Origin of the sequence: Blastochloris tepida (genome assembly GCF_003966715.1) — a bacterium.
Classification (GTDB): domain Bacteria; phylum Pseudomonadota; class Alphaproteobacteria; order Rhizobiales; family Xanthobacteraceae; genus Blastochloris; species Blastochloris tepida.
On record NZ_AP018907.1, the window covers coordinates 1,812,101 to 1,830,927 of the forward strand.

At 67.4% G+C, this 18,827-nt stretch carries 13 protein-coding genes; 7 read left to right on the forward strand and 6 right to left on the reverse strand.

What is annotated here, in order from left to right:
* Positions 1 to 22: 22 nt before the first annotated feature.
* Positions 23 to 1,519, reverse strand: a complete 1,497-nt coding sequence (locus BLTE_RS08290; protein ID WP_126399261.1) for an APC family permease — start codon at positions 1,517 to 1,519, stop codon at positions 23 to 25.
* 362 nt (positions 1,520 to 1,881) lie between these two features.
* On the opposite strand from BLTE_RS08290, the gene BLTE_RS08295 reads away from it, so the two are divergent.
* From BLTE_RS08295 to BLTE_RS08315, 5 genes are all read left to right on the forward strand, one after another.
* Entirely contained in the window at positions 1,882 to 4,080 is a 2,199-nt protein-coding gene (locus BLTE_RS08295) for an oxidoreductase (RefSeq protein WP_126399262.1), read from the forward strand.
* Between the two features lie 92 nt (positions 4,081 to 4,172).
* Positions 4,173 to 7,316, forward strand: a complete 3,144-nt coding sequence (locus BLTE_RS08300; RefSeq protein WP_244600161.1) for a heterodisulfide reductase-related iron-sulfur binding cluster — start codon at positions 4,173 to 4,175, stop codon at positions 7,314 to 7,316.
* 4 nt (positions 7,317 to 7,320) lie between these two features.
* Positions 7,321 to 8,292, forward strand: coding sequence for an electron transfer flavoprotein subunit alpha/FixB family protein (locus BLTE_RS08305; RefSeq protein ID WP_126399266.1), 972 nt, complete (start codon positions 7,321 to 7,323; stop codon positions 8,290 to 8,292).
* A gap of 90 nt (positions 8,293 to 8,382) precedes the next feature.
* On the forward strand, positions 8,383 to 9,537 hold the full coding sequence (locus BLTE_RS08310) for a PAS domain-containing protein (protein WP_126399268.1): 1,155 nt from the start codon (positions 8,383 to 8,385) through the stop codon (positions 9,535 to 9,537).
* Complete coding sequence (locus BLTE_RS08315; protein ID WP_126399270.1) at positions 9,534 to 11,069, forward strand: sigma 54-interacting transcriptional regulator; 1,536 nt, start codon at positions 9,534 to 9,536, stop codon at positions 11,067 to 11,069. The genes BLTE_RS08310 and BLTE_RS08315 overlap by 4 nt, the downstream gene beginning before the upstream one ends.
* 28 nt (positions 11,070 to 11,097) lie before the next feature.
* Here BLTE_RS08315 and BLTE_RS08320 read toward each other — a convergent pair whose 3' ends face one another.
* On the reverse strand, positions 11,098 to 11,721 hold the full coding sequence (locus tag BLTE_RS08320) for a cupin domain-containing protein (protein ID WP_174769564.1): 624 nt from the start codon (positions 11,719 to 11,721) through the stop codon (positions 11,098 to 11,100).
* A gap of 248 nt (positions 11,722 to 11,969) precedes the next feature.
* On the opposite strand from BLTE_RS08320, the gene BLTE_RS08325 reads away from it, so the two are divergent.
* Both BLTE_RS08325 and BLTE_RS08330 read left to right on the forward strand, forming a co-directional pair.
* Entirely contained in the window at positions 11,970 to 13,241 is a 1,272-nt protein-coding gene (locus BLTE_RS08325; RefSeq protein WP_126399272.1) for a 4-aminobutyrate--2-oxoglutarate transaminase, read from the forward strand.
* 1 nt (position 13,242) lies between these two features.
* Positions 13,243 to 14,697: an NAD-dependent succinate-semialdehyde dehydrogenase gene (locus tag BLTE_RS08330; protein ID WP_126399274.1), complete on the forward strand. Its 1,455-nt coding sequence runs from the start codon at positions 13,243 to 13,245 to the stop codon at positions 14,695 to 14,697.
* Positions 14,698 to 14,888: 191 nt separating this feature from the next.
* On the opposite strand, the gene BLTE_RS08335 is transcribed toward BLTE_RS08330, so the two are convergent.
* From BLTE_RS08335 to BLTE_RS08350, 4 genes are read right to left on the reverse strand one after another with little or no spacing between them, the layout of a single operon-like run.
* A complete protein-coding gene (locus BLTE_RS08335; RefSeq protein ID WP_197723281.1) occupies positions 14,889 to 15,671 on the reverse strand; it encodes a diguanylate cyclase domain-containing protein in 783 nt (260 codons plus the stop codon).
* A 35-nt stretch (positions 15,672 to 15,706) separates the two neighbouring features.
* A complete protein-coding gene (siaC, locus tag BLTE_RS08340) occupies positions 15,707 to 16,090 on the reverse strand; it encodes a biofilm regulation phosphoprotein SiaC (RefSeq protein ID WP_126399278.1) in 384 nt (127 codons plus the stop codon).
* A 10-nt stretch (positions 16,091 to 16,100) separates the two neighbouring features.
* Positions 16,101 to 16,658, reverse strand: a complete 558-nt coding sequence (gene siaB / locus BLTE_RS08345; RefSeq protein ID WP_197723282.1) for a biofilm regulation protein kinase SiaB — start codon at positions 16,656 to 16,658, stop codon at positions 16,101 to 16,103.
* Positions 16,658 to 18,721, reverse strand: a complete 2,064-nt coding sequence (locus BLTE_RS08350; protein WP_126399280.1) for a SpoIIE family protein phosphatase — start codon at positions 18,719 to 18,721, stop codon at positions 16,658 to 16,660. Before BLTE_RS08350 ends, siaB begins: the two co-directional genes overlap by 1 nt.
* Positions 18,722 to 18,827 lie beyond the last annotated feature (106 nt).

An 18,827-nucleotide genomic window follows, 5' to 3' on the forward strand; every position in this document is an offset into this window, starting at 1 on the left:
AAGGGATCAACCGGAAACCGGATCAAACGTAGCGCGGCGAGATCAGCCACGCGTCCGAGGCGGGCGCGTCGCTGCGGTCGTACGGCTTGCCGACCAGCATGTAGACGAGGCCGGTGGTGAACACGATCAGCGTGGTCAACAACATGCCGTAGTTGACGAACCACACCGCGTCGGGCGTGCGCGGCCACACCATGTTGGCGATGGCGGCGACGCCGTAGGCGAGCGCGACGATGTTCACCACCCAGCCGATCGGGCCCATCTTGAAGGCGCCACCCGGCTTCCAGCCGCGGAAGCGCGCGATCAACGCCGCCAGCACGATCATCTGGAAGGCGAAGTAGATGCCGATGGCGCCGAACGAGATGATGGTGGTGACGACGTCCTGCACGAAGGCGCCGGCACAGACGACGGCCGCCGGCAGCACGCCCGCGACCACCAGTGCGACCACCGGAACGTGGTGGCCTTCCGAAATGCGGCTCAGCGGGCCGCTGAACACGATCATGTTGTCGCGGGCATAGGCGAACAGCAGCCGGCTCGCCGCAGCCTGCAGGCTGAGCAGGCAGGACAGGAACGACACCATCACCACAACCAGCACCATCCTGGCGCCGAGCGGCCCGAACGCATTGGTCAGGATGGTCATGATCGGATCGGTGTCTTCGCCGCGGATCACCTTGCCGATGTCCGGCACCGACAGCACCAGCGCAAACAGCACGAACAGCGCCGCGCCGCCGCCGATATAGATGGTCATGCGCATGGCGCGCGGGATCATCCGGCTCGGGTTGGGCGTCTCCTCGGCCATGTCGCCGCAGGCCTCGAAGCCGTAATACTGGAAGAACGCGCCGAGCGCGGCGGCGAGGAACGCCGGAAGATAGCCGCCCGCCCCTTCGCCGATGCCGAACGTGTCGAACAGCACGCTGAAGTCCTGAACGCGCTCGAAGATCAGCAGATAGCCGCCGACCACCAGCGCACCGCCGAGTTCGCAGATGAAGCCGATCATGGCGACGGTGGCGAGGAAGTGGGTACCCATTACGTTGATCATGGTGGTGACGGCGATCAGCCCCAACGCCACGCCGATATTGATGTGCGGCGACGGCTCAAGCCCGATCAACTGCGCGAGGTACGGCCCGCAGCCGGCGGCGATGCCGGCGATCGAGGCGAACAGCGCCCAGGCGTAGCCCCAGCCGACCATCCACGCCCATCGCTTGCCGACCAGGCGCCGCGCCCAGGGATAGACGCCGCCGGCAATCGGGAACTGCGACACCACCTCGCAGAATACCAGGCACACCATGAACTGGCCGATGCCGACCAGGACGTAGGACCACACCATGGGCGGACCGCCGGTGGCAAGGCAGAACGCGAACAACGTGTAGACACCAACGACTGGCGACAGATATGTAAATCCGAGAGCAAAATTCTCCCAAAGACTCATGTTTCGGTCGAACTGAGTCTTGTATCCGAGAATTTCTAGTTGTGAGGCGTCGTCTGCATTCGACTCCGCCGCGTGAATACCCGCGTTTGCCATCTGACTTCCCCTCTACTGCTCTCGATTGGAGCACGAGTGGGGCCGGCTAGCCCCATGGCCGGGGATATTCATGAATCGTGCCAGGGATTAACACTCTGGAATCAACGTCATTTTTCTCGGATATATTTCGGCATGATGATGCAAGTCTGCGGCGAGTGCTGCAGTTCGGCAGCGCCCGACCAAATCGACGCGACCGAAGACCAGCGCTGAATTGCTGCAGCGTCTCCCGGCGCCGAATGCTGCAAACCTGCAGCACATAAGCTTCAAGTCATTAAAATTAAACAACTTTCCGCCGTGGCGCGCCTCTTGCTGAACCGCTGCCGGGCATCGCCCGCTGCCATTCTCAGGGAGTTTCCACCGTCATGGCTCGCGATCCGAAGTACGATATTCTCTTCGACCCGATTAAGATCGGGCCCAAGGTCAGCCCCAACCGCTTCTTCCAGACATCGCACTGCGCGGGCATCGGCTCGGAGCGGCCCGGCACGCAGGCCATGTTCCGCGGCACCAAGGCCGAAGGCGGCTGGGGCGTCGTGTTCACCGAGTTCTGCTCCATCCATCCGGAATCGGACGAGTTTCCCTACACCTCGGCGCGGCTGTGGGATGAGGGCGACGTCCGCAATCTCGGCGTGATGTGCCGCGAGATTCACAGGCATGGCGGCCTGTCGGGCGTGCAGCTGTGGTATGGCGGCGTGCACTCGCCGGCGCTGGAATCGCGCGAGGTGCCGCGCTCGGCCTCGCCGCTGCCCTCGAACCTGCTGCCCGCCCGCACCGTCTATGCCGCCGAGAGCGACGAGGACGACATCAAGGCGGTGATCAACATGTACGTCCTGGCCGCCAAGCGCGCCATGGACGCCGGCTTCGATCTGCTCGAAGTCACCGCCGGCGACAGCACCTTCCCGGTGCAGTTTCTTGAACGCCGCTACAACAAGCGCACCGACAAGTATGGCGGCTCGCTGGAGAACCGCGCCCGCGTCTATATCGAGATCCTGGCGGCACTGAAGAAGGCGTGCGGCGACCAGTGCGCCATCACCACCCGCTATGAGATCGATACCCTGCAGGGCCCGCACGGCATCGAGGCCAAGGACGAGGGCATCCGCATCGTCGAGATGGTTCACCGCGAGGGCGTGTGCGACCTGTGGGCGGTGAAGATCGGCGACTATGAGGAATGGGGCGAGGACGCCGGCTCCTCGCGCTTCCGCAAGTCGGGCTGGATGCTGCCGTTCGTCAAGGGCGTCAAGGGCGTGGTCGGCGACGTGCCGGTGGTGGTCAACGGCCGCTTCACCAGCCCGGACGACATGGTCAACATCATCCGCAGCGGCGTCGCCGACATCATCGGTGCAGCGCGCCCCTCGATCGCCGATCCGTTCCTGCCGCGCAAGATCCAGGAAGGCCGGCTCGACGACGTGCGCGAGTGCATCGGCTGCAACATGTGCGTCTCCAAGTTCAACCAATGCGGTCTTCTGAACTGCACGCAGAATGCGACCGCGATGGAGGAATACCGCCGCGGCTGGCACCCGGAGCGCTTCACCAAGACCGCCTCGCCCTGCTCGGTGCTGGTGGTGGGCGGCGGTCCTGCCGGCATGGAATGCGCCCGCGTGCTGGGCGAGCGCGGCTACGACGTCCATCTGCGCGAGGCCGAACCGGAGCTGGGCGGCCACCTGCGCAACGTCATCCGCTACCCGCGCCTCAACGAGTGGGGTCGCGTCATCGTCTATCGCCAGATCCAGCTGTCGAAGATGAAGAACGTCGAGGTCCACCTCGGCGTCGGCAAGATGACCGCCGACGATATTCTGCGCTACGGCGCCGATCGCGTCGTCATCGCCACCGGCTCGCACTGGGCCACCAACGGCCTCGGCGCCGAAGGCCACAGCCCGATCCCCGGCTGCGACGCGGCGCTGCCGACCTGCCTGACGCCCGAGCAGATCATGGCCGGCAAGGAAGTGCCCGGCCAGCGCGTGGTGGTGCTCGACGGCGACGGCCACTTCACCGGCATCTCCATGGCCGAGCTGATGGCCGACCGCGGCAAGGACGTCTATCTCGTCACCAACATGTCGGACCCGGCCGAATACAGCCAGTTCACGCTGGAGGTGCAGAACAACAAGCGCATGATGCACGAGAAGGGCATCAAGGTGCTGCGCAATCACTGGGTCGACAATTACGCCGGCGGCAAGCTGACGCTGTTCCACCTCTACCGCCATGGCTGGGCGCTGACCGAGCCCGAGGCCGGCCGCCTGCCGCGCCGCGAAGGCACCGACACGCTGGTGCTGGATTGCGACGCGCTGGTTCTGGTCACCTCGCGCGTGCCCAATTCGGATCTGTTCGCCGAGCTGAAGCGGCGCAAGGCCGAGTGGGCCGAGAACGACATCCAGGACATCTTCCGCGTCGGCGACTGCTACACCCCGCGGCAGATCACCAACGCCATTTTCGACGGGCACCGCCTCGCCCGCGAATTCGACAGCCCACACCCGCAATATCCGCTGCCGTGGATTCGCGAGCGGCAGCTGTGGGGCGCCGAGACGATTCCGGCGCTGGGCGACCCGCGGCCCCGCGTCGAAGTCTGATCCTGCCGCCTTTGCCGTGTCCCGCCGGTGCGGGGCACGGCTCCCTTCCTTTCGGGGTCGTCACGATGCAGACACGCGATCTCTTCTGGCAAATGCCGCCCATTGCCGTGCAGGTGTTCTATGGCATCGGCATCGCGGCGATGGCGACGTTCCTGGCGGCCGCCGTTCACCATGCCAACCGCTACCGGCGCGGTGCCGCCGCCGACCGTCCGATCGACTGGGCCGCCGGGGTCCGGCGGATGGTGAGCGACCTTCTCGCCCATCGCACGCTCGACCGCCGCGATCGCTACGCCGGCATCGGCCACCGCCTGATCTTCTTCGGCTTCGTCACGCTGCTGGCCGGCACGCTGATCATCATGCTCGACTATGACGTGATGCGGCCGCTCACCGGCGCGTCGTTCTGGCAGGGCTGGTTCTATCTCGCCTTCAGCCTGGTGGTCGACGTCGCCGGCCTGGTGCTCATCGCCGGCATCGTGATGATGATGACGCGGCGTGCTCTGTTCGCGCTGCCCAAGCTCGACTACCAACGCGCCTATTGCGGCGAGACCGACATCCGCCCCCAGGCCCGGCGCTGGCAGGTGGAGGATTGGGCCTTCCTGTCGCTGCTGCTCGCGATCGCCGTATCCGGCTTCGTGCAGGAGGCGACGCGCCTTCTGATCGACCGTCCGCCGCTCGACGACATGTCACCGGTCGGCTCGCTGCTGGCGCGGCTGATGGAGGCTGCCGGCGTCGACAGCGACGCCGCCGTCGCCATCCGCAAGTCCAACTGGTGGCTTCATGCCGTGCTGGCGCTTGCCTTCGTCGGAACCGTCGCCATCACCAAGGGCAAGCACACCATCGCCGCCATCGCCAGCCTTGCGGTGCGCGACGCCCGCAATGTCGCGCGCCTGCCGGCGCCGCGCGAAGGCACGCCGGTCGGCGTCAGCCGGCTGGAGGAGATGTCGTGGCGCGACCTTCTGCATTTCGATGCGTGCACCAAATGCGGTCGCTGCCACGAAGCCTGCCCGGCGCGCGTCTCCGGCTATCCGCTGAGCCCGCGCGACCTCATCCTCGATCTCCGGCTGTACGCCGAGTCCGGCTTGCCCGGCACAGCTGGCCGCGAACTGCTGGACGTGGTGACGCCGCAGGCGCTGTGGGCCTGCCGTACCTGCGGCGCCTGCGCCGAGATCTGTCCGGTCGGGATCGAGCACCCGGTGAAGATCGTCAAGATGCGCCGCGCCCTGGTGGAATGGGGCGAGATGGACCCCATCCTGCGCGGCGTGTTGGAAACCATCGCCAATGTCGGCAACAGCTTCGGCGAGCCCGCCCGCAAGCGCGGAAGCTGGACGCGCGAGCTGCCGTTCCAGGTCAAGGACGCCCGTCACGAGCCGGTCGAGGCGCTATGGTTCGTCGGCGACTTCGCCTCGTTCGATCCGCGCTCGCAGGGCGTGTCGCGCACGGTGGCGCGCATCTTCGCCAAGGCCGGGCTCGACTTCGGCCTGCTCTATGACGGCGAGCGCAACGCCGGCAACGATATCCGCCGCGTCGGCGAGGAAGGTCTCTACGAGACGCTGTCCGGCCACAATGCCGGCCAATTGCAGCAGGCCAAATTCGACTGGGTGGTGACCACCGACCCCCACTCCTTCAACACCATCCGCAACGAATATCCCGAATTCGGTGCGCGCGTGGCCATCCGCCATTACAGCGCGGTGCTCGCCGACATGCTGGAGAGCGGGCGGCTCAAGGTGAAGCGCCCGCTCGGCAAGCGGGTAACGCTGCACGATCCCTGTCACCTCGGGCGCTTCAACGGCGAATACGAGGCGCCGCGCCGCGTGCTGCGGGCGATCGGCTGCGAGATCGTCGAGATGCCGCGCTGCCGCGACAACTCGTTCTGCTGCGGCGCCGGCGGCGGGCGCATCTGGGTGCCCGACCCGCCCGGCACCGAGAAGCCGGCGCATTCGCGCATGCACGAAGCGGCCGCGCTCGGCGGCATCGATGTCTTCGTCACCTGCTGCCCGAAGGACCTGACCATGTTTGAAGATGCACGCAAGACCAGCGGGCACGAGGCCGACTTCGTGGTCGCCGACCTCGCTGAACTGGTGGCCGAGGCGATCGAGCTGAAGGCCATCGCGCCGGGGCAGATCCCGGCACTGATCGACCGCATCACCGAGGCGGTGGCCGACCGCGTCATCGCCCGGCTGGTTCCGGAACTGTCGCGCGCGCTGGCGGCGAATGCGGCCAGCCTGCCGGCACCGGCCTCTCCGCCGGTGCCGGTGATTTCGGCGAACGAGACTGCGGCGTCACCGGCGGCGCCGGTGGAGGCGCCCCCGCTCGCCCCGGCCGACATCGCGCCGGCCATCCCCGCCCCGCCCGCAGCGACAGCCGCGGATGTCGAAGAAATGCCCGTCGTGCCGTTGGGCGACATCGCGTGGCGCGTTGCGCCGCGCCGTCCCGCCGTCATCGCAGGTTACGCGGCGCCAGCGAAGACGGGATGCCGCATCCTTGTCGGCGTCAAGCATGTCGCCAAGCTCGGCGACGAGTTCGGCTTCCGCGCCGACGGCCGCGACGTGCGCCCGGACGACCTCGAATATCAGATCAACGAGTGGGACGAGACCGCGGTTGAGGCGGCGATGCAGATCGTCGAGGCGCGCGGCGAAGGCGAGGTCGTTGCCGTGTGCATCGGACCCGCCGACGCGGAAGGCTCGATCCGCAAGGCGCTGGCCAAGGGCGCGGCGCGCGCCGTGCGCGTGTGGCAGGACGGGCTGTCAGTATCCGACCCGATGACCAACGCCGCGCTGCTGGCGGCGGTCGCCGAGGCGGAAGACGCCGATCTGGTGCTGACCGGCGTTCAGGCCAGCGACGTCGCCAACGGCGCGACCGCCGCCGCCACGGCCGCCATGCTCGGCTGGACCCACGCCGCGGTGGTGGTCGGCCTCGCCTGGAATGGCGGGCCGCGCCTTGACATCGAACGCGAACTCGAAGGCGGGCTCCGCCATGCCGCGACGCTGCCGGTGCCGGCGGTGCTGTCGATCCAGGCCGGCGCCAACACGCCGCGCTATGCCACCATGCGCATGATCAAGGACGCCAAGAAGAAGGCGCTCGCGGTGGTCGAGGCCATCGCGCTGGCCGAGGGAGCGGCCGGCGCCGTGGTGGCATCGATGGCGCTGCCGCCGGTCGGCCAGGCCACCATGATCGAGGGAACGCCCGCCGAAATGGCGGCCGCGGTTGCGCGTCTGATCCGCGAGAAGAGGGGCTGATCCGATGGCTGGAATTCTCATCATTGCCGAACATCTGCGCGGCCGCCTCGCTCCCGTCACCGGCGAGTTGATCGGGATTGCGGTTGCGCTGAAGGAGCAGCTCGGCGGCCCGGTTCGTGTCGCGGTGATCGACGCCGCGCCGGAGGCGCTGGCCGACGACCTCGTCTTCGCCGGCGTCGACGAAGTTCTTCTCGTAAACGCGCCGACCCCGGAGTTCGACACGGTCGCCTCTGCGCATGCAACCACCGAGATTGCGACAGCGGTGAAAGCGCGCTTGATCCTGATTGGTCACACCGTTTCCGGCATGGGCTTCGGGCCGGCGGTGGCTGCCCGTCTTGGCGGCGGTTTCGCCAGCGATGTGATCACGGTCGAGGCAATGTCGGGCGGCCTTCGGGCGCAGCGCGCCGGCTACGCCAACAAGGTGCTGAGCTGGATGCAGTTCGGCAATGCGCCGCTGGTCACATTGATGCTGCGCGCAGGCGGCGCCAAGCCCCCCGCCGCAGCCGATGGTGTCGTGCCGCGCCGTACGGTGACTGTCGACTTTGCGCCGGTCGCATCGTTGCTTTCCGAACATCAGGGCTACATCGATCCGCCGCCGGCCGACGTCGACATCACCAAGGCCGAGATCATCATGTCGATCGGACGCGGCATCCAGGACGAAAAGAACGTCGAGCGCTTTCGCGCGCTGGCGGACCGTCTCGGCGCGACGCTCGGCTGCTCGCGGCCGGTCGCCGACGCCGGCTGGCTGCCGAAGGCGCATCAGGTCGGCCTGTCCGGCAAGACCGCGTCGAACTGCAAGCTCTATCTCGCGCTCGGCATCTCGGGCGCGGTCCAACATTTGCATGGAATGAAACACGTGGAGACGATCATCGCGGTAAACACCGATCGAAATGCGCCCATCTTCAATGCTGCAACTCACGGTGTCTGTGCGGACGTGTTCGAGTTCGCCGACGCCCTGGAGACAAACTTCAACTGACGACGCCCGCGGCACCGGGACCGTGCGAGGCGGCACTTGGCGTTTCGCCCGTCCCGGTTTCCGCCTTCGCGCGGCGGATCGGAGGCCGGCGTGGTGATCGGTCCCTCCGCCCCGCTGGCCGCGCTGCCGTTCCCCGCCTTGGCGGTTGACGAGGATGGCGGCATCCGCGGCATCAATGCCGCCGGCCGCGATGCCCTCGGTCTGGCATCGTACGATCCGGCACCGCAACACCTTGCGGCGATCATCGGCACCGAGGCGTTGGCGGAGTTTGGCGACCTTCGGCATCTGCCGGGCGGTGCGACCGTGCGCGGACCGCTGGCGGTGCCGCTGCTCCGGGACAATGGCCGTGCCGGGCGGGCGGTGGTGACGCTGTTCTGGCACGGCGACGATCGATCCGGCACCTGGGCCTGCCTCTTGTCCGAGGTTCGCCACCCCGGACGAGCCAGCGCCGAGGATGTGCTGTCCTGCATGGTCGACGCCTGCGGCGAGGCGATGTGGTGCATCGAGTTCGACGACCCCGTCGACACCACCCAGCCGCGCGACGAGATCATCCGCCAGATCTTCGAGAACCGCTGCCACTGGACCCTGTGCAATCGCGCAATGGCGCGGATCTACGGCGTTCCCGACGGCAGCGATCTCAACCGCGAGCCGGTCTCGCGCTTCTTCGCCCGCAGCGCCGAGAACGAATGGTTCATCGGCCAGCTCATCGACAGCAATTACAGCATCGACGGCGTCGCCTCCTGCGACCATCTTCACGACGGCACGCCGGTCTTTCTCGAAAACACCGTGCGCTGCCACATCGAGGATGGGCTGCTGTGGCGGCTGATCGGCACGCTGCGCGATCTGACCACCTTCAAGGCGACCGAGGCCGCGCTCAGCCGGCGCGAGGAGAGCGTGAAGGACGTGCTCGGCGCCATCGCCGACGTGGTGGTGGTGATCGACCGCGACGCCCGCCTGTGCGCCGCCAATCCGGCGTTCGAGAAGCTGTTCGGCGTGCCGGTCGAGCCCTGGCTCGGGCGCACGCTGACGCCGCTGGTCGATCTTGAGCGCCACCTCCATCCGCGCTGGGCGTCGCTTGAACCGTTCACGGTGCTGGCCTCCCGACCGGGACAGGGCGCCATCGCGTGCGAGGCGACGCTCGCGCCGGTGCCGGACGGCTTCGACGGCCGATTTGTTGCCGTACTGCGGCCGGCTCGGGCGCGGTCCGAACCCCTGCCGACGGTGATGATCGGGAGGCGTGCATGAGCTTCAGGATGCAGGAGGACCGTGGCACATCGCTCTATTCCGCCGCCGATCTCGTTCGCGCGATCTCCCAGCCGAACGCCCCGGTGCTGCTCGATTCCCTGCCAGATGCGGTGCTGTGCGTCGACCCGGCCGGCGTTGCGCGTCTGGTCAACCGCGCGGCACAGACGCTGCTCGATCCGCCGATCGACACCGCGGTCTTCAGCCTGCGCACCTATCTCGAGCGGCTCGGCATCGATGCCGGCGCCGTCGTCAAGGCAGTCAGTCTGGGCACGCGTCTCAACCGGGTCGAGACCCTCGCCGACGGCCGCTCCATCCTGATCTCGTGCCGGCCGGCGCTCGGCACCGACGGCAAGCTCGCCTTCAGCGTGCTGGTGCTGCGCAACCTGGATCTGATCAATCGCCAGATCGAGAGCGCGGCGCGCTCCGGCTTCGTCTCGGTCGGCGAGAGCGCCGCCGCGGTCGATCGCGGCATCGTGCTCAATCCGAGCAGCGCCGCGTTGATCGAGCAGGCGATGCGGGCGGTCCATCTCGGCATCCGCGTGCTGATCGTCGGCGAGTCCGGCGCCGGCAAGACCGAGATCGCCCGCCAGGTCCATGCCATGACGCTCGGCAGCAACCGCCCGTTCATCCACGTCAATTGCGCCGGCATTCCGGAAAGCCTGTTCGAGTCGGAGATGTTCGGCTACGCGGCCGGCTCGTTCACCGGCGCGCTCAACCGCGGCAAGAAGGGGCTGATCGAGGCGGCCGACAAGGGCACGCTGTTTCTCGACGAGGTTGGCGAGATCCCGCTGCACTGCCAGGCAAAACTGCTGAAATTCCTGGAGGACGGCGTGGTGCAGCGGGTCGGCGCCACCGGCGGCCGGCGGGTGTCGATCCAGTTGTTCTCGGCGACCAATCGCGACCTCCTGGACATGAGCCGCTCCGGCGCGTTCCGGAAGGACCTCTACTACCGCCTGAGCTCGCTGACCCTCACCGTGCCGGCGCTGCGCGAGACGCGCGATCTCATTCCCGATCTGGTGCGCATCTTCGTCGCCCGCCTGAATGCCCGTCGTGACCGACCGTTCAGCCTGGACGCGGCCTGCATGCGGCGGCTGATCGAGTACGACTATCCCGGCAACATCCGGGAGATGCAGAACATCATCGAGCATCTGGCGGTGATGTGCGACGGACTTGCCGGCGAGGATCACCTGCCGGCCAGCGTGTTGTCGGCAACCTCGAAGGCGATTGCAGCGCCGCAACGCAGCGGCATAAACGGCGCGCCGCTGCCGTTCTCGTGCCTGCCGGAATCGATGCCGAGCCCCGTGCTCGGACTCCCGGCGATCGCCGATCCCACGAGCTTTCTTGCCGCCCCCTCAAACGGCGAATTTCCGGTCGCCTCGCTGAAGGACGAAGTGCGGCGCTACGAGAAGTATCTGGTGCGGGAGGCGGTGCGGCGTGCCGGCAGCAAGCGAAAGGCCGCGGAACTGCTGAGCGTCGACATCGCCACCGTCGTGCGCAAGACCCGCGAGGACGACGAGGTCGAGGGCGGCTGAGCGCCGCAACGGCCGCCCGTGACCAGCGTCAGAACGTCGGTGGCGTGCAGGCGCTCACCACGATGCAGGGCTCGGACGAGATGTTGCGGAAGCGGTGGGGGATGCGGCTGTCGAAATGATAGGCGTCGCCGGCGTGCAAGAGCTCGGTGCGATCGCCGACCGTCAGCAGCAGCTCGCCGCTGATCACCACGCCGCCCTCCTCGCCCTCGTGGCTGTAGGCGTCCTCGCCCGTGTCGGCGCCAGGATCGTAGGTTTCGTACAGCATCAGGAGGTTGGTGTTGTCGCTGCGGCCGACCCGCTTGAACGACAATGCCCGCAGCGATTCGGCGGTCGCGGCGCGGTAGACCCGGCCGGGGTTGATCTCGGTCAGTTCGTCATGGCGGAACACGAAGCGGTCGGGCTCGCTGCGCTCGCCTTGGGCGAAGAAGTCGGACAGCGTGGTGTCCAGGATCTCCAGGATCTTCTTCAACGTGTTGATCGACGGGCTCGTCATGTTGCGCTCGATCAACGAGATCAGGCCGTTGGTGACGCCCGCGCGCTGCGCAAGCTCGCGCTGGGACAGGCCGCGCTCCTCGCGGATGGTCTTCAGCCGCGCGCCGATATCGATCTCCGTCACCCCTGCCTCCCCGGCCCCGCACGTCCGCCCCGCCATCATGCCCGCGATGCCCGGATCGCAGGGCTGATCCCCAAACCAATCACCCGGCCGGGGCGGACGCCCTTGTCGTTCGCAGCATTCCCTAGAAAATCAAGCGTTTCCAACGTCTCGCGGTTCATGCCGTACCCGGAGGCCGGTTCAAGGGGTGCAACGCTATACCCAGTGTTTATAAAAATAAACATTGCGACCTTCCTCATTAAACGATAGCGTTCACTCGGCTCCTGTTCCCAAGGCCCGAGGTTGAAATGGCCAATTCCGAAATCGAAAAGCGGCGCGCCGCAGCTCTCGCCCGCGGCGTCGGCGTCCTCACGCAGAATTTTATCGTAAAGGCAGAGAATGCCGAGGTGTGGGACGCCGACGGACGGCGCCTGATCGATTTTGCGGCGGGCATCGCCGTGGTCAATACCGGCCACCGCCACCCGAAGGTCTTGGCAGCCGTGAAGGCGCAACTCGACGCCTTCACCCACACCTGCCACCAGGTGCTGCCCTATGAGCCGTATGTCCGGCTCGCCGAGCGCCTGAACGCCAAGGTGCCGGGGACCTTCGCCAAGAAGACGGTGTTCGTCACCACGGGCGCCGAGGCGGTCGAGAACGCCGTCAAGATCGCCCGCGCCTACACCAAGCGCGACGCGGTGATCGCCTTCGGCGGCGGCTTCCACGGCCGCACCTTCATGGGCATGAGCCTCACCGGCAAGGTGGTGCCCTACAAGACCGGCTTCGGCGCGATGATGCCGGACGTGTTCCACGTCCCCTACCCCACCCCGCTCCACGGCATCACCGTGGACGACACCTTCAAGGCCATCGACAGACTGTTCAAGGCCGACCTCGATCCGGCCCGGGTGGCGGCGATCCTGTTCGAGCCGGTGCAGGGCGAAGGCGGCTTCTATCCGGCGCCGCCCGAGTTCGTCCCCCGCCTGCGCGAGCTGTGCGACAGCCATGGCATTGTAATGATCGCCGACGAGGTGCAGACCGGCTTTGGCCGCACCGGAACGCTGTTCGCCATGGAGGCCTATGGCATCGCCGCGGACCTCACGACGATGGCCAAGGGTCTCGGCGGCGGCCTGCCGATATCGGCGGTGGTCGGCCGCGCCGAGATGATGGACGCTGCCGGTCCCGGCGGCCTCGGCGGCACCTATGGCGGCAATCCGCTCGGCATCGCCGCCGGCAACGCCGTGCTCGACGTGATCGAGGAGGAGAATCTGTGCGCCCGCGCCAATGACCTCGGTGTCCGCCTCAAGGCCCGGCTGGAGAAGATCCGCGCCTTCGCGCCGGAGCTCGCCGACATCCGCGGCCCGGGCTTCATGGTCGCCGCCGAGTTCATCGCCGACGGCAAGCCGGCGCCGGACCTGACCGCCCGCATCCGGGTCGAGGCGCTGGCTCGCGGCTTGGTGCTGCTCACCTGCGGCGTCCACGGCAATGTCATCCGCTTCCTGGCGCCGCTGACCATTCCGGACGATCACTTCGCCGAGGCCATGGACATCCTCGAGGAAGCGGTGAAAGCTGCGCGGGGGATATGAGATGCTGATGCTGAAGGATCCGTCGCTGCTGCGAACGCAGGCCTATATCAACGGAAGCTGGGTCGAGACCGGCCAAGCCTTCCCGGTCGAGAACCCGGCGACCGGCGAGGTGATCGCCACCGTGGCCGATGCCGGCATTGACGGCACGCGGGCGGCGATCGACGCCGCCCACGCCGCCCAACCCGGCTGGGCCGCCCTGACCGGCAAGGAGCGCGCCGCGGTGCTGCGGCGCTTCCATGACCTGATCGTCGCCAATGCCGACGACCTCGCCGCCATCCTCACCGCCGAGATGGGCAAGCCGCTGCCCGAGGCCAAGGGCGAGATCCTCTACGGCGCCTCGTTCATCGAGTGGTTCGCCGAAGAGGCCAAGCGCGTCTATGGCGACGTCATTCCCGGCCACCAGCGCGACAAGCGCATCGTGGTGATCAAGCAGCCGGTCGGCGTGGTCGGCTCGATCACGCCGTGGAATTTTCCCAATGCCATGATCGCGCGCAAGCTGGCGCCCGCCCTGGCGGTGGGCTGCACCTTCGTGGCGCGGCCTTCGGAACTGACGCCTCTTTCGGCGCTGGCGCTGGCGGTGCTGGCCGAGCGCGCCGGGGTGCCGGCCGGCGTGTTCAACGTGGTGCCGAGCCTGGATGCCGCCGGAGTCGGCGCGGAACTGTGCGCCAGCCCCAAGGTGGCGAAGATCACCTTCACCGGCTCCACCCGCGTCGGCAAGATCCTGATGCGCCAGTGCGCCGACACCGTGAAGAAGCTGTCGCTGGAGCTCGGCGGCAATGCGCCGTTCGTGGTGTTCGACGACGCCGACCTGGACGCTGCGGTGGACGGCGCGCTGATCGCCAAGTTCCGCAATGCCGGCCAGACCTGCATCTGCGCCAACCGCATCTATGTGCAGGCCGGCGTCTACGATGCCTTCGCCGAAAAGCTCCACGCCAAGCTGGCCTCGCTGAAGCTCGGCAACGGCTTCGAGCCGGGTGTCACCACCGGACCGCTGATCAACGAGGCGGCGGTGGCCAAGGTCGAGCGCCATCTGCGCGACGCGGTCGAAAAGGGCGCGGCGGTGGTCGCAGGCGGGCGGCGCTCCAATCTCGGCCGCACCTTCTTCGAGCCGACGCTCATCACCGGGGTGACACAGGAGATGGCGGTGGCGCGGGAGGAGACCTTCGGCCCGCTGGCGCCGCTTGTGAAGTTCGACACCGAGGACGAGGCGGTGGCGATGTGCAATGCCAGCGAATTCGGCCTCGCCGGCTATCTGTTCTCGCGCGATCTCGCTCGGGTCTGGCGGGTGGCTGAGCGCATGGAAACCGGCATGGTCGGCATCAATACCGGCTTGATCTCGACCGAGGTCGCACCGTTCGGCGGCGTCAAGCAATCCGGCCTCGGCCGGGAAGGTTCGAAATACGGCTGCGACGACTATCTCGAACTCAAATATCTCTGCCTCGGCGGCATCGGGTGATCCGGTTTCCTGCCCACAGGGCCGGAAACCGTATTCCGATCGCCGAAAATCCCGTTACCGAGACTTTCCTGTAACACTGGGATTTTCGGCGAAGCCGTTTCCGGTATCCTGAAGGGACCAACCGGAAACCGTATGAACCTGCTTCCGGCCGATCGAGCGGGCCACCGATCCGTGCCCGCTCATCGCGCTGATCACGCGCACCGGTGATCCAGGGTGGCGCCACGCTCCTCGTCGGCGGGCAGCAGGACCGAGCGGTTGCGGCCGGTTTCCTTGGCCTGATAGAGCGCGGAATCGGCCCGGCTGAGCAGGGCTTCGAGCGCCTCGCCGGGACGGTGGACCGTCAGCCCGAGGCTGATGGTTACCGAGAATGTCGCGCCGTCGCCGCCGGCGTGGCGGAGATTGGCCACATCCTCGCGCAGCCGTTCGGCGATCTGCATCATGGTGGCGGCGGGGCGGCCCCGCAGCAGAATCAGGAATTCCTCGCCGCCCCAGCGGCCGCACGAATCGCCGTGGCCCAGATGCGCCACGATGGCTTCAGCCAGACGGCCCAGCACGGTGTCCCCGGCAAGATGGCCCCATCTGTCATTGATCGCCTTGAAATGATCGACGTCGACGAACGCGACGCCGAACGCCGACGCGCCGGCGATCGCTTCCAGCAACTGCTCGCGCAGGCTGCGGCGATTGAGCAGGCCGGTCAGGTCATCATGGGTGGACAGCGTTCGCAGGCGGTCGGTCAGCTCCCGCAGCATCGCCTGATAGCTGTCGCTGATGCGGACCAGCTTCTCGATCCGCCGAACCTCGCGCCGGTAATCGGAGGCATAGGCCGCGCCGCGCTCGCGCTCGGCCAGCTGATAGCGATCCGAAATGCGGACCAGCCGGTCAAGCAGCCGCTTCTGGTCCCGATAGCGCTCGTAGAGTTCCGCCAACAGGCGCCGTGCGGTGACGGCGTCGCCATGATCCTCGGCGCTCAGCACCGCCTCGATCTGCTGCTCCAGGTCGAGCGCATTGCTCATGGCGTCCTCGCCTTGGCGGTGATGGCGAAGGGAAAGGTGCAGTCCTCCTTGAACTCCTCCGCCAGCTCGGCGACCCGCTCGTTGCCGGCATCAAAGAGCCAGACCACGCCGACATCCGTGCCCTGCTGGAACGCGCTCTCCAGCAGATCGAAGATGTCCATCATCACCCGCACGCTGCTGGTGTTCATGTAGAGCAGCTCGATCTCGAAACGCAGCGGGCGTCCGGCCTGCGCCAGATAGGTCTCCACCCACTCGATCAATGGCCGGAACAGCTCGAAGGAGTTTTCGGGGTAGGAATCGCCGCGGATGACGACGCGGCCGGCATCCCCGTCGGCGGAAATGAACGGGCTGGAGCTTGTCTCGGCAATCTCGAGGTTCATGGCCGCAAACCTATAGAATGACACGAAGCTGGAACAACGCTCGCCGATGATCGAGCGGCAGCAGTTCGCACCACAGCGGGTGCGTCGCCTTGCGGGCCATGTCGATCAGCCCCAGGCCGGCGCTGCCTTCCAGTTCGCTGCGCGGACGGCGGATCTGCTCCTTGAAGGCCGCCTTCAGCGCCACCTTGTCCATCGCCGCGAGCTCGGCGATGCGTTGGCGCAGCACCTCGCCATCGGCCGTCTCGACCACATTGCCGGCGCTGACGATGTAGCGCCCCTCCTCGTTGCGCGACACCAGAATGTGCGCTGATTCCAGGGCGAGCTCTGGCCGGCTGCTGGCATAGCGCCGGATGTTCTGCGTGATCTCGATATAGACCGAGAACACGTCCGAAACCGACGATGCGCTCTCCGCCAGCTTTTCCATGTAGTTGCGCAGAGCGGTGCCGATCTCCTCGATCAGCGTCGCCGTCACCGGCCCGTTGAAGCACAGCATGATGCGCTCGCGGTTGAACAGATCCCGCAAGGCAAAGATATCGAGCCCCTGGCGAGGCTGGGACTCCATGGTCATCACCGCTCCTTCTCTGGATCCGCCGGAGGCCGCGTGGCGTCCAGGCGAAAGGCGAGCACGGTCACGTCGTCGCGCTGGCCGACCGGGCCCCGATAGTCATCGAACTCCCTTTCCAGGGCAACGCCCACGGCCTCGATCGGCAGCGACGCCGCCGATGCGGCCCAGGCCACGAACCGCTCGGCGCCGAACCCGAATCCCTCCGTGCCCCCCGCCTGATCCAGCAGGCCATCGGTGGTCAGCAGGAACGTCCGGTTCGCACCGATATCGAGAACGGTGTTATCGAACCGCCCGGACCGGCGGTCGTTGAGGCTGCGGCGCCCGCCGGGAATGCGCTCGCATGTTCCGGGCTCGGCCACGAACAGATCGATATGGGCGCCGGCAAAGACCACCCGCTCCCGCGCCAGATCCGCGAAGACGAGCCCCAGATCCATGTTGGTCGCCGGGGCCCCCCTGGCGCCGCCATCGGGCAGCGCCTCGCGCATCAGCTGATCGACGCGGGTCAGCACGGCGGCCGGATCGTCCCATGGCGTGTCGCGCAGCGCCACCTGCAGCGCGCCATGGCCGAGCATGGTCATGCAGGCCCCGGGCACGCCATGCCCGGCGCAGTCGGCCACGCCGAACACGCGGGCATCGCCTCGCTGGTAGCAGAGGTAGAAGTCGCCCCCCAGCACGTCGCGGGGACGCCACAGCACGGCGCACCCGGCGGGCAGCCGTTCCGGCTCGCCCCGTCCGGGCAGCACCGCCTTCTGGATCAGCCCCGCATAACCGATGCTGTCGGTCAGGGCGCGATGGGTGTCGACGATCCGGCGGTTGGCCTCGGCCAGCGCCGAGGTTCGCTCGGCGACCAGCCCCTCCAGATGTTCCGAATGGGCGCGCACCCGCTTCGCCATGTCGTCGAAGGCGCGCTCCAGTTCGCCGATCTCGTCGTGCCGGGGCGAGGCCGGACGGCCGAGATACTCGCCGCGCGCCAGACGCCGGACCGATGCGGTCAACGCCTCCAGCGGACGCAGCACGAGGCGGTCGAAGCCGAGGACCGCGCCGAGCAGCGCCAGGATCAGCACCGCCGTGGCCGAGAGGGCGACCGTCAGCACCGGCCCCGAGCGCAGCGCGGCCACCGCCTTGGGGTCGACCAGCGTCACCACGCTCGCGCGCAGCGCCTTCACATATGTCATCGCCACCGCATGGGTGGCGCCGTCGATGGTCAGAACCCGTGTCGTCACCTGGCCGGGCGCGTCGCGGACACGGGCGAGGTCGGCGCGCAGCGCCTCGGCCGCCGCGCGGTCGCCGGCCATCCGGTAGATCGTCTTGTCGGTCGCCGCCCCGGACGCGCGATCAAAGGCCATGCGCGAGATGTCGGGATGGGCGATGATCACGCCGTCGTCGTTCACCAGCATGGTGACGACGCCGGCATCCGGGCTCGCCAGCACATCGGCCAGGAAGCGCTTCAGCTCTATTCCGGTTCCGACCACGCCATAGACACGCCCGGTCTCGTCGCGGGCGGTGACATTGATCCAGACGTTGGTGACCCCGAAATGGGTGTTGCGATCGACATTGATCGCGACGCCGTCCGGCCGTGCCAGGGCGGCGAAATACCAAGTGTTGTTCGGCTCGTTGGCGCTGATGGTGTAGCCGAGCTCGGGCTCCGGCGCGCGGCTTTCGTCGACGTAGTAGTAATGGAGTGTGGGCGCGGCGGCGACGAAATAGCCACGCCCGGCAAACGCGCGGCGGAATCCCTCCGCCTCGCGGATGAAGCGCGCCTTCTTGACCGGGTCGCTATCGTCTTCCAGCCATTCGCGCGTCACCGTGCTGTCCGCCAGCCGCTGAGCGAGCGCGATCTCCCGCCCCAGCTCGGCTTCGGTCCGCTGCTGCGTCCGCTGGGCGTTGTCGCGGGCGAGCGCCGTGCCGAGATCGGAGCGCAAATTGGCGACGATCACCCAGCCCAGCCCGCCCGCCAGCGCGATGCTCGCCAGCGCCACCACCAGCAGCACGGCAGTCGTGCGGCCGCGCAGCCCGCCGAGGAAGCCGAGAGACGGCGAATTGGTATGGGCGAGGACAGATGTCATCGGCGACAATGATCGCTTCAATTGGCCCCTCGACTACGCTTTCCGGAAGATCACGCCGCTGCCCGGAACATCGCCACGTCGAAAACCCTTGTCTGAACGGGAATTT

Bases quoted from the DNA above. Each gene is read 5' to 3' on its own strand.
- BLTE_RS08290 (WP_126399261.1), bottom strand. From the start codon at position 1,519: ATGGCAAACGCGGGTATTCACGCGGCGGAGTCGAATGCAGACGACGCC.
- BLTE_RS08295 (WP_126399262.1), top strand. From the start codon at position 1,882: ATGGCTCGCGATCCGAAGTACGATATTCTCTTCGACCCGATTAAGATC.
- BLTE_RS08300 (WP_244600161.1), top strand. From the start codon at position 4,173: ATGCCGCCCATTGCCGTGCAGGTGTTCTATGGCATCGGCATCGCGGCG.
- BLTE_RS08305 (WP_126399266.1), top strand. From the start codon at position 7,321: ATGGCTGGAATTCTCATCATTGCCGAACATCTGCGCGGCCGCCTCGCT.
- BLTE_RS08315 (WP_126399270.1), top strand. From the start codon at position 9,534: ATGAGCTTCAGGATGCAGGAGGACCGTGGCACATCGCTCTATTCCGCC.
- BLTE_RS08320 (WP_174769564.1), bottom strand. From the start codon at position 11,721: ATGGCGGGGCGGACGTGCGGGGCCGGGGAGGCAGGGGTGACGGAGATC.
- BLTE_RS08325 (WP_126399272.1), top strand. From the start codon at position 11,970: ATGGCCAATTCCGAAATCGAAAAGCGGCGCGCCGCAGCTCTCGCCCGC.
- BLTE_RS08330 (WP_126399274.1), top strand. From the start codon at position 13,243: ATGCTGATGCTGAAGGATCCGTCGCTGCTGCGAACGCAGGCCTATATC.
- siaC (WP_126399278.1), bottom strand. From the start codon at position 16,090: ATGAACCTCGAGATTGCCGAGACAAGCTCCAGCCCGTTCATTTCCGCC.
- siaB (WP_197723282.1), bottom strand. From the start codon at position 16,658: ATGACCATGGAGTCCCAGCCTCGCCAGGGGCTCGATATCTTTGCCTTG.
- BLTE_RS08350 (WP_126399280.1), bottom strand. From the start codon at position 18,721: ATGACATCTGTCCTCGCCCATACCAATTCGCCGTCTCTCGGCTTCCTC.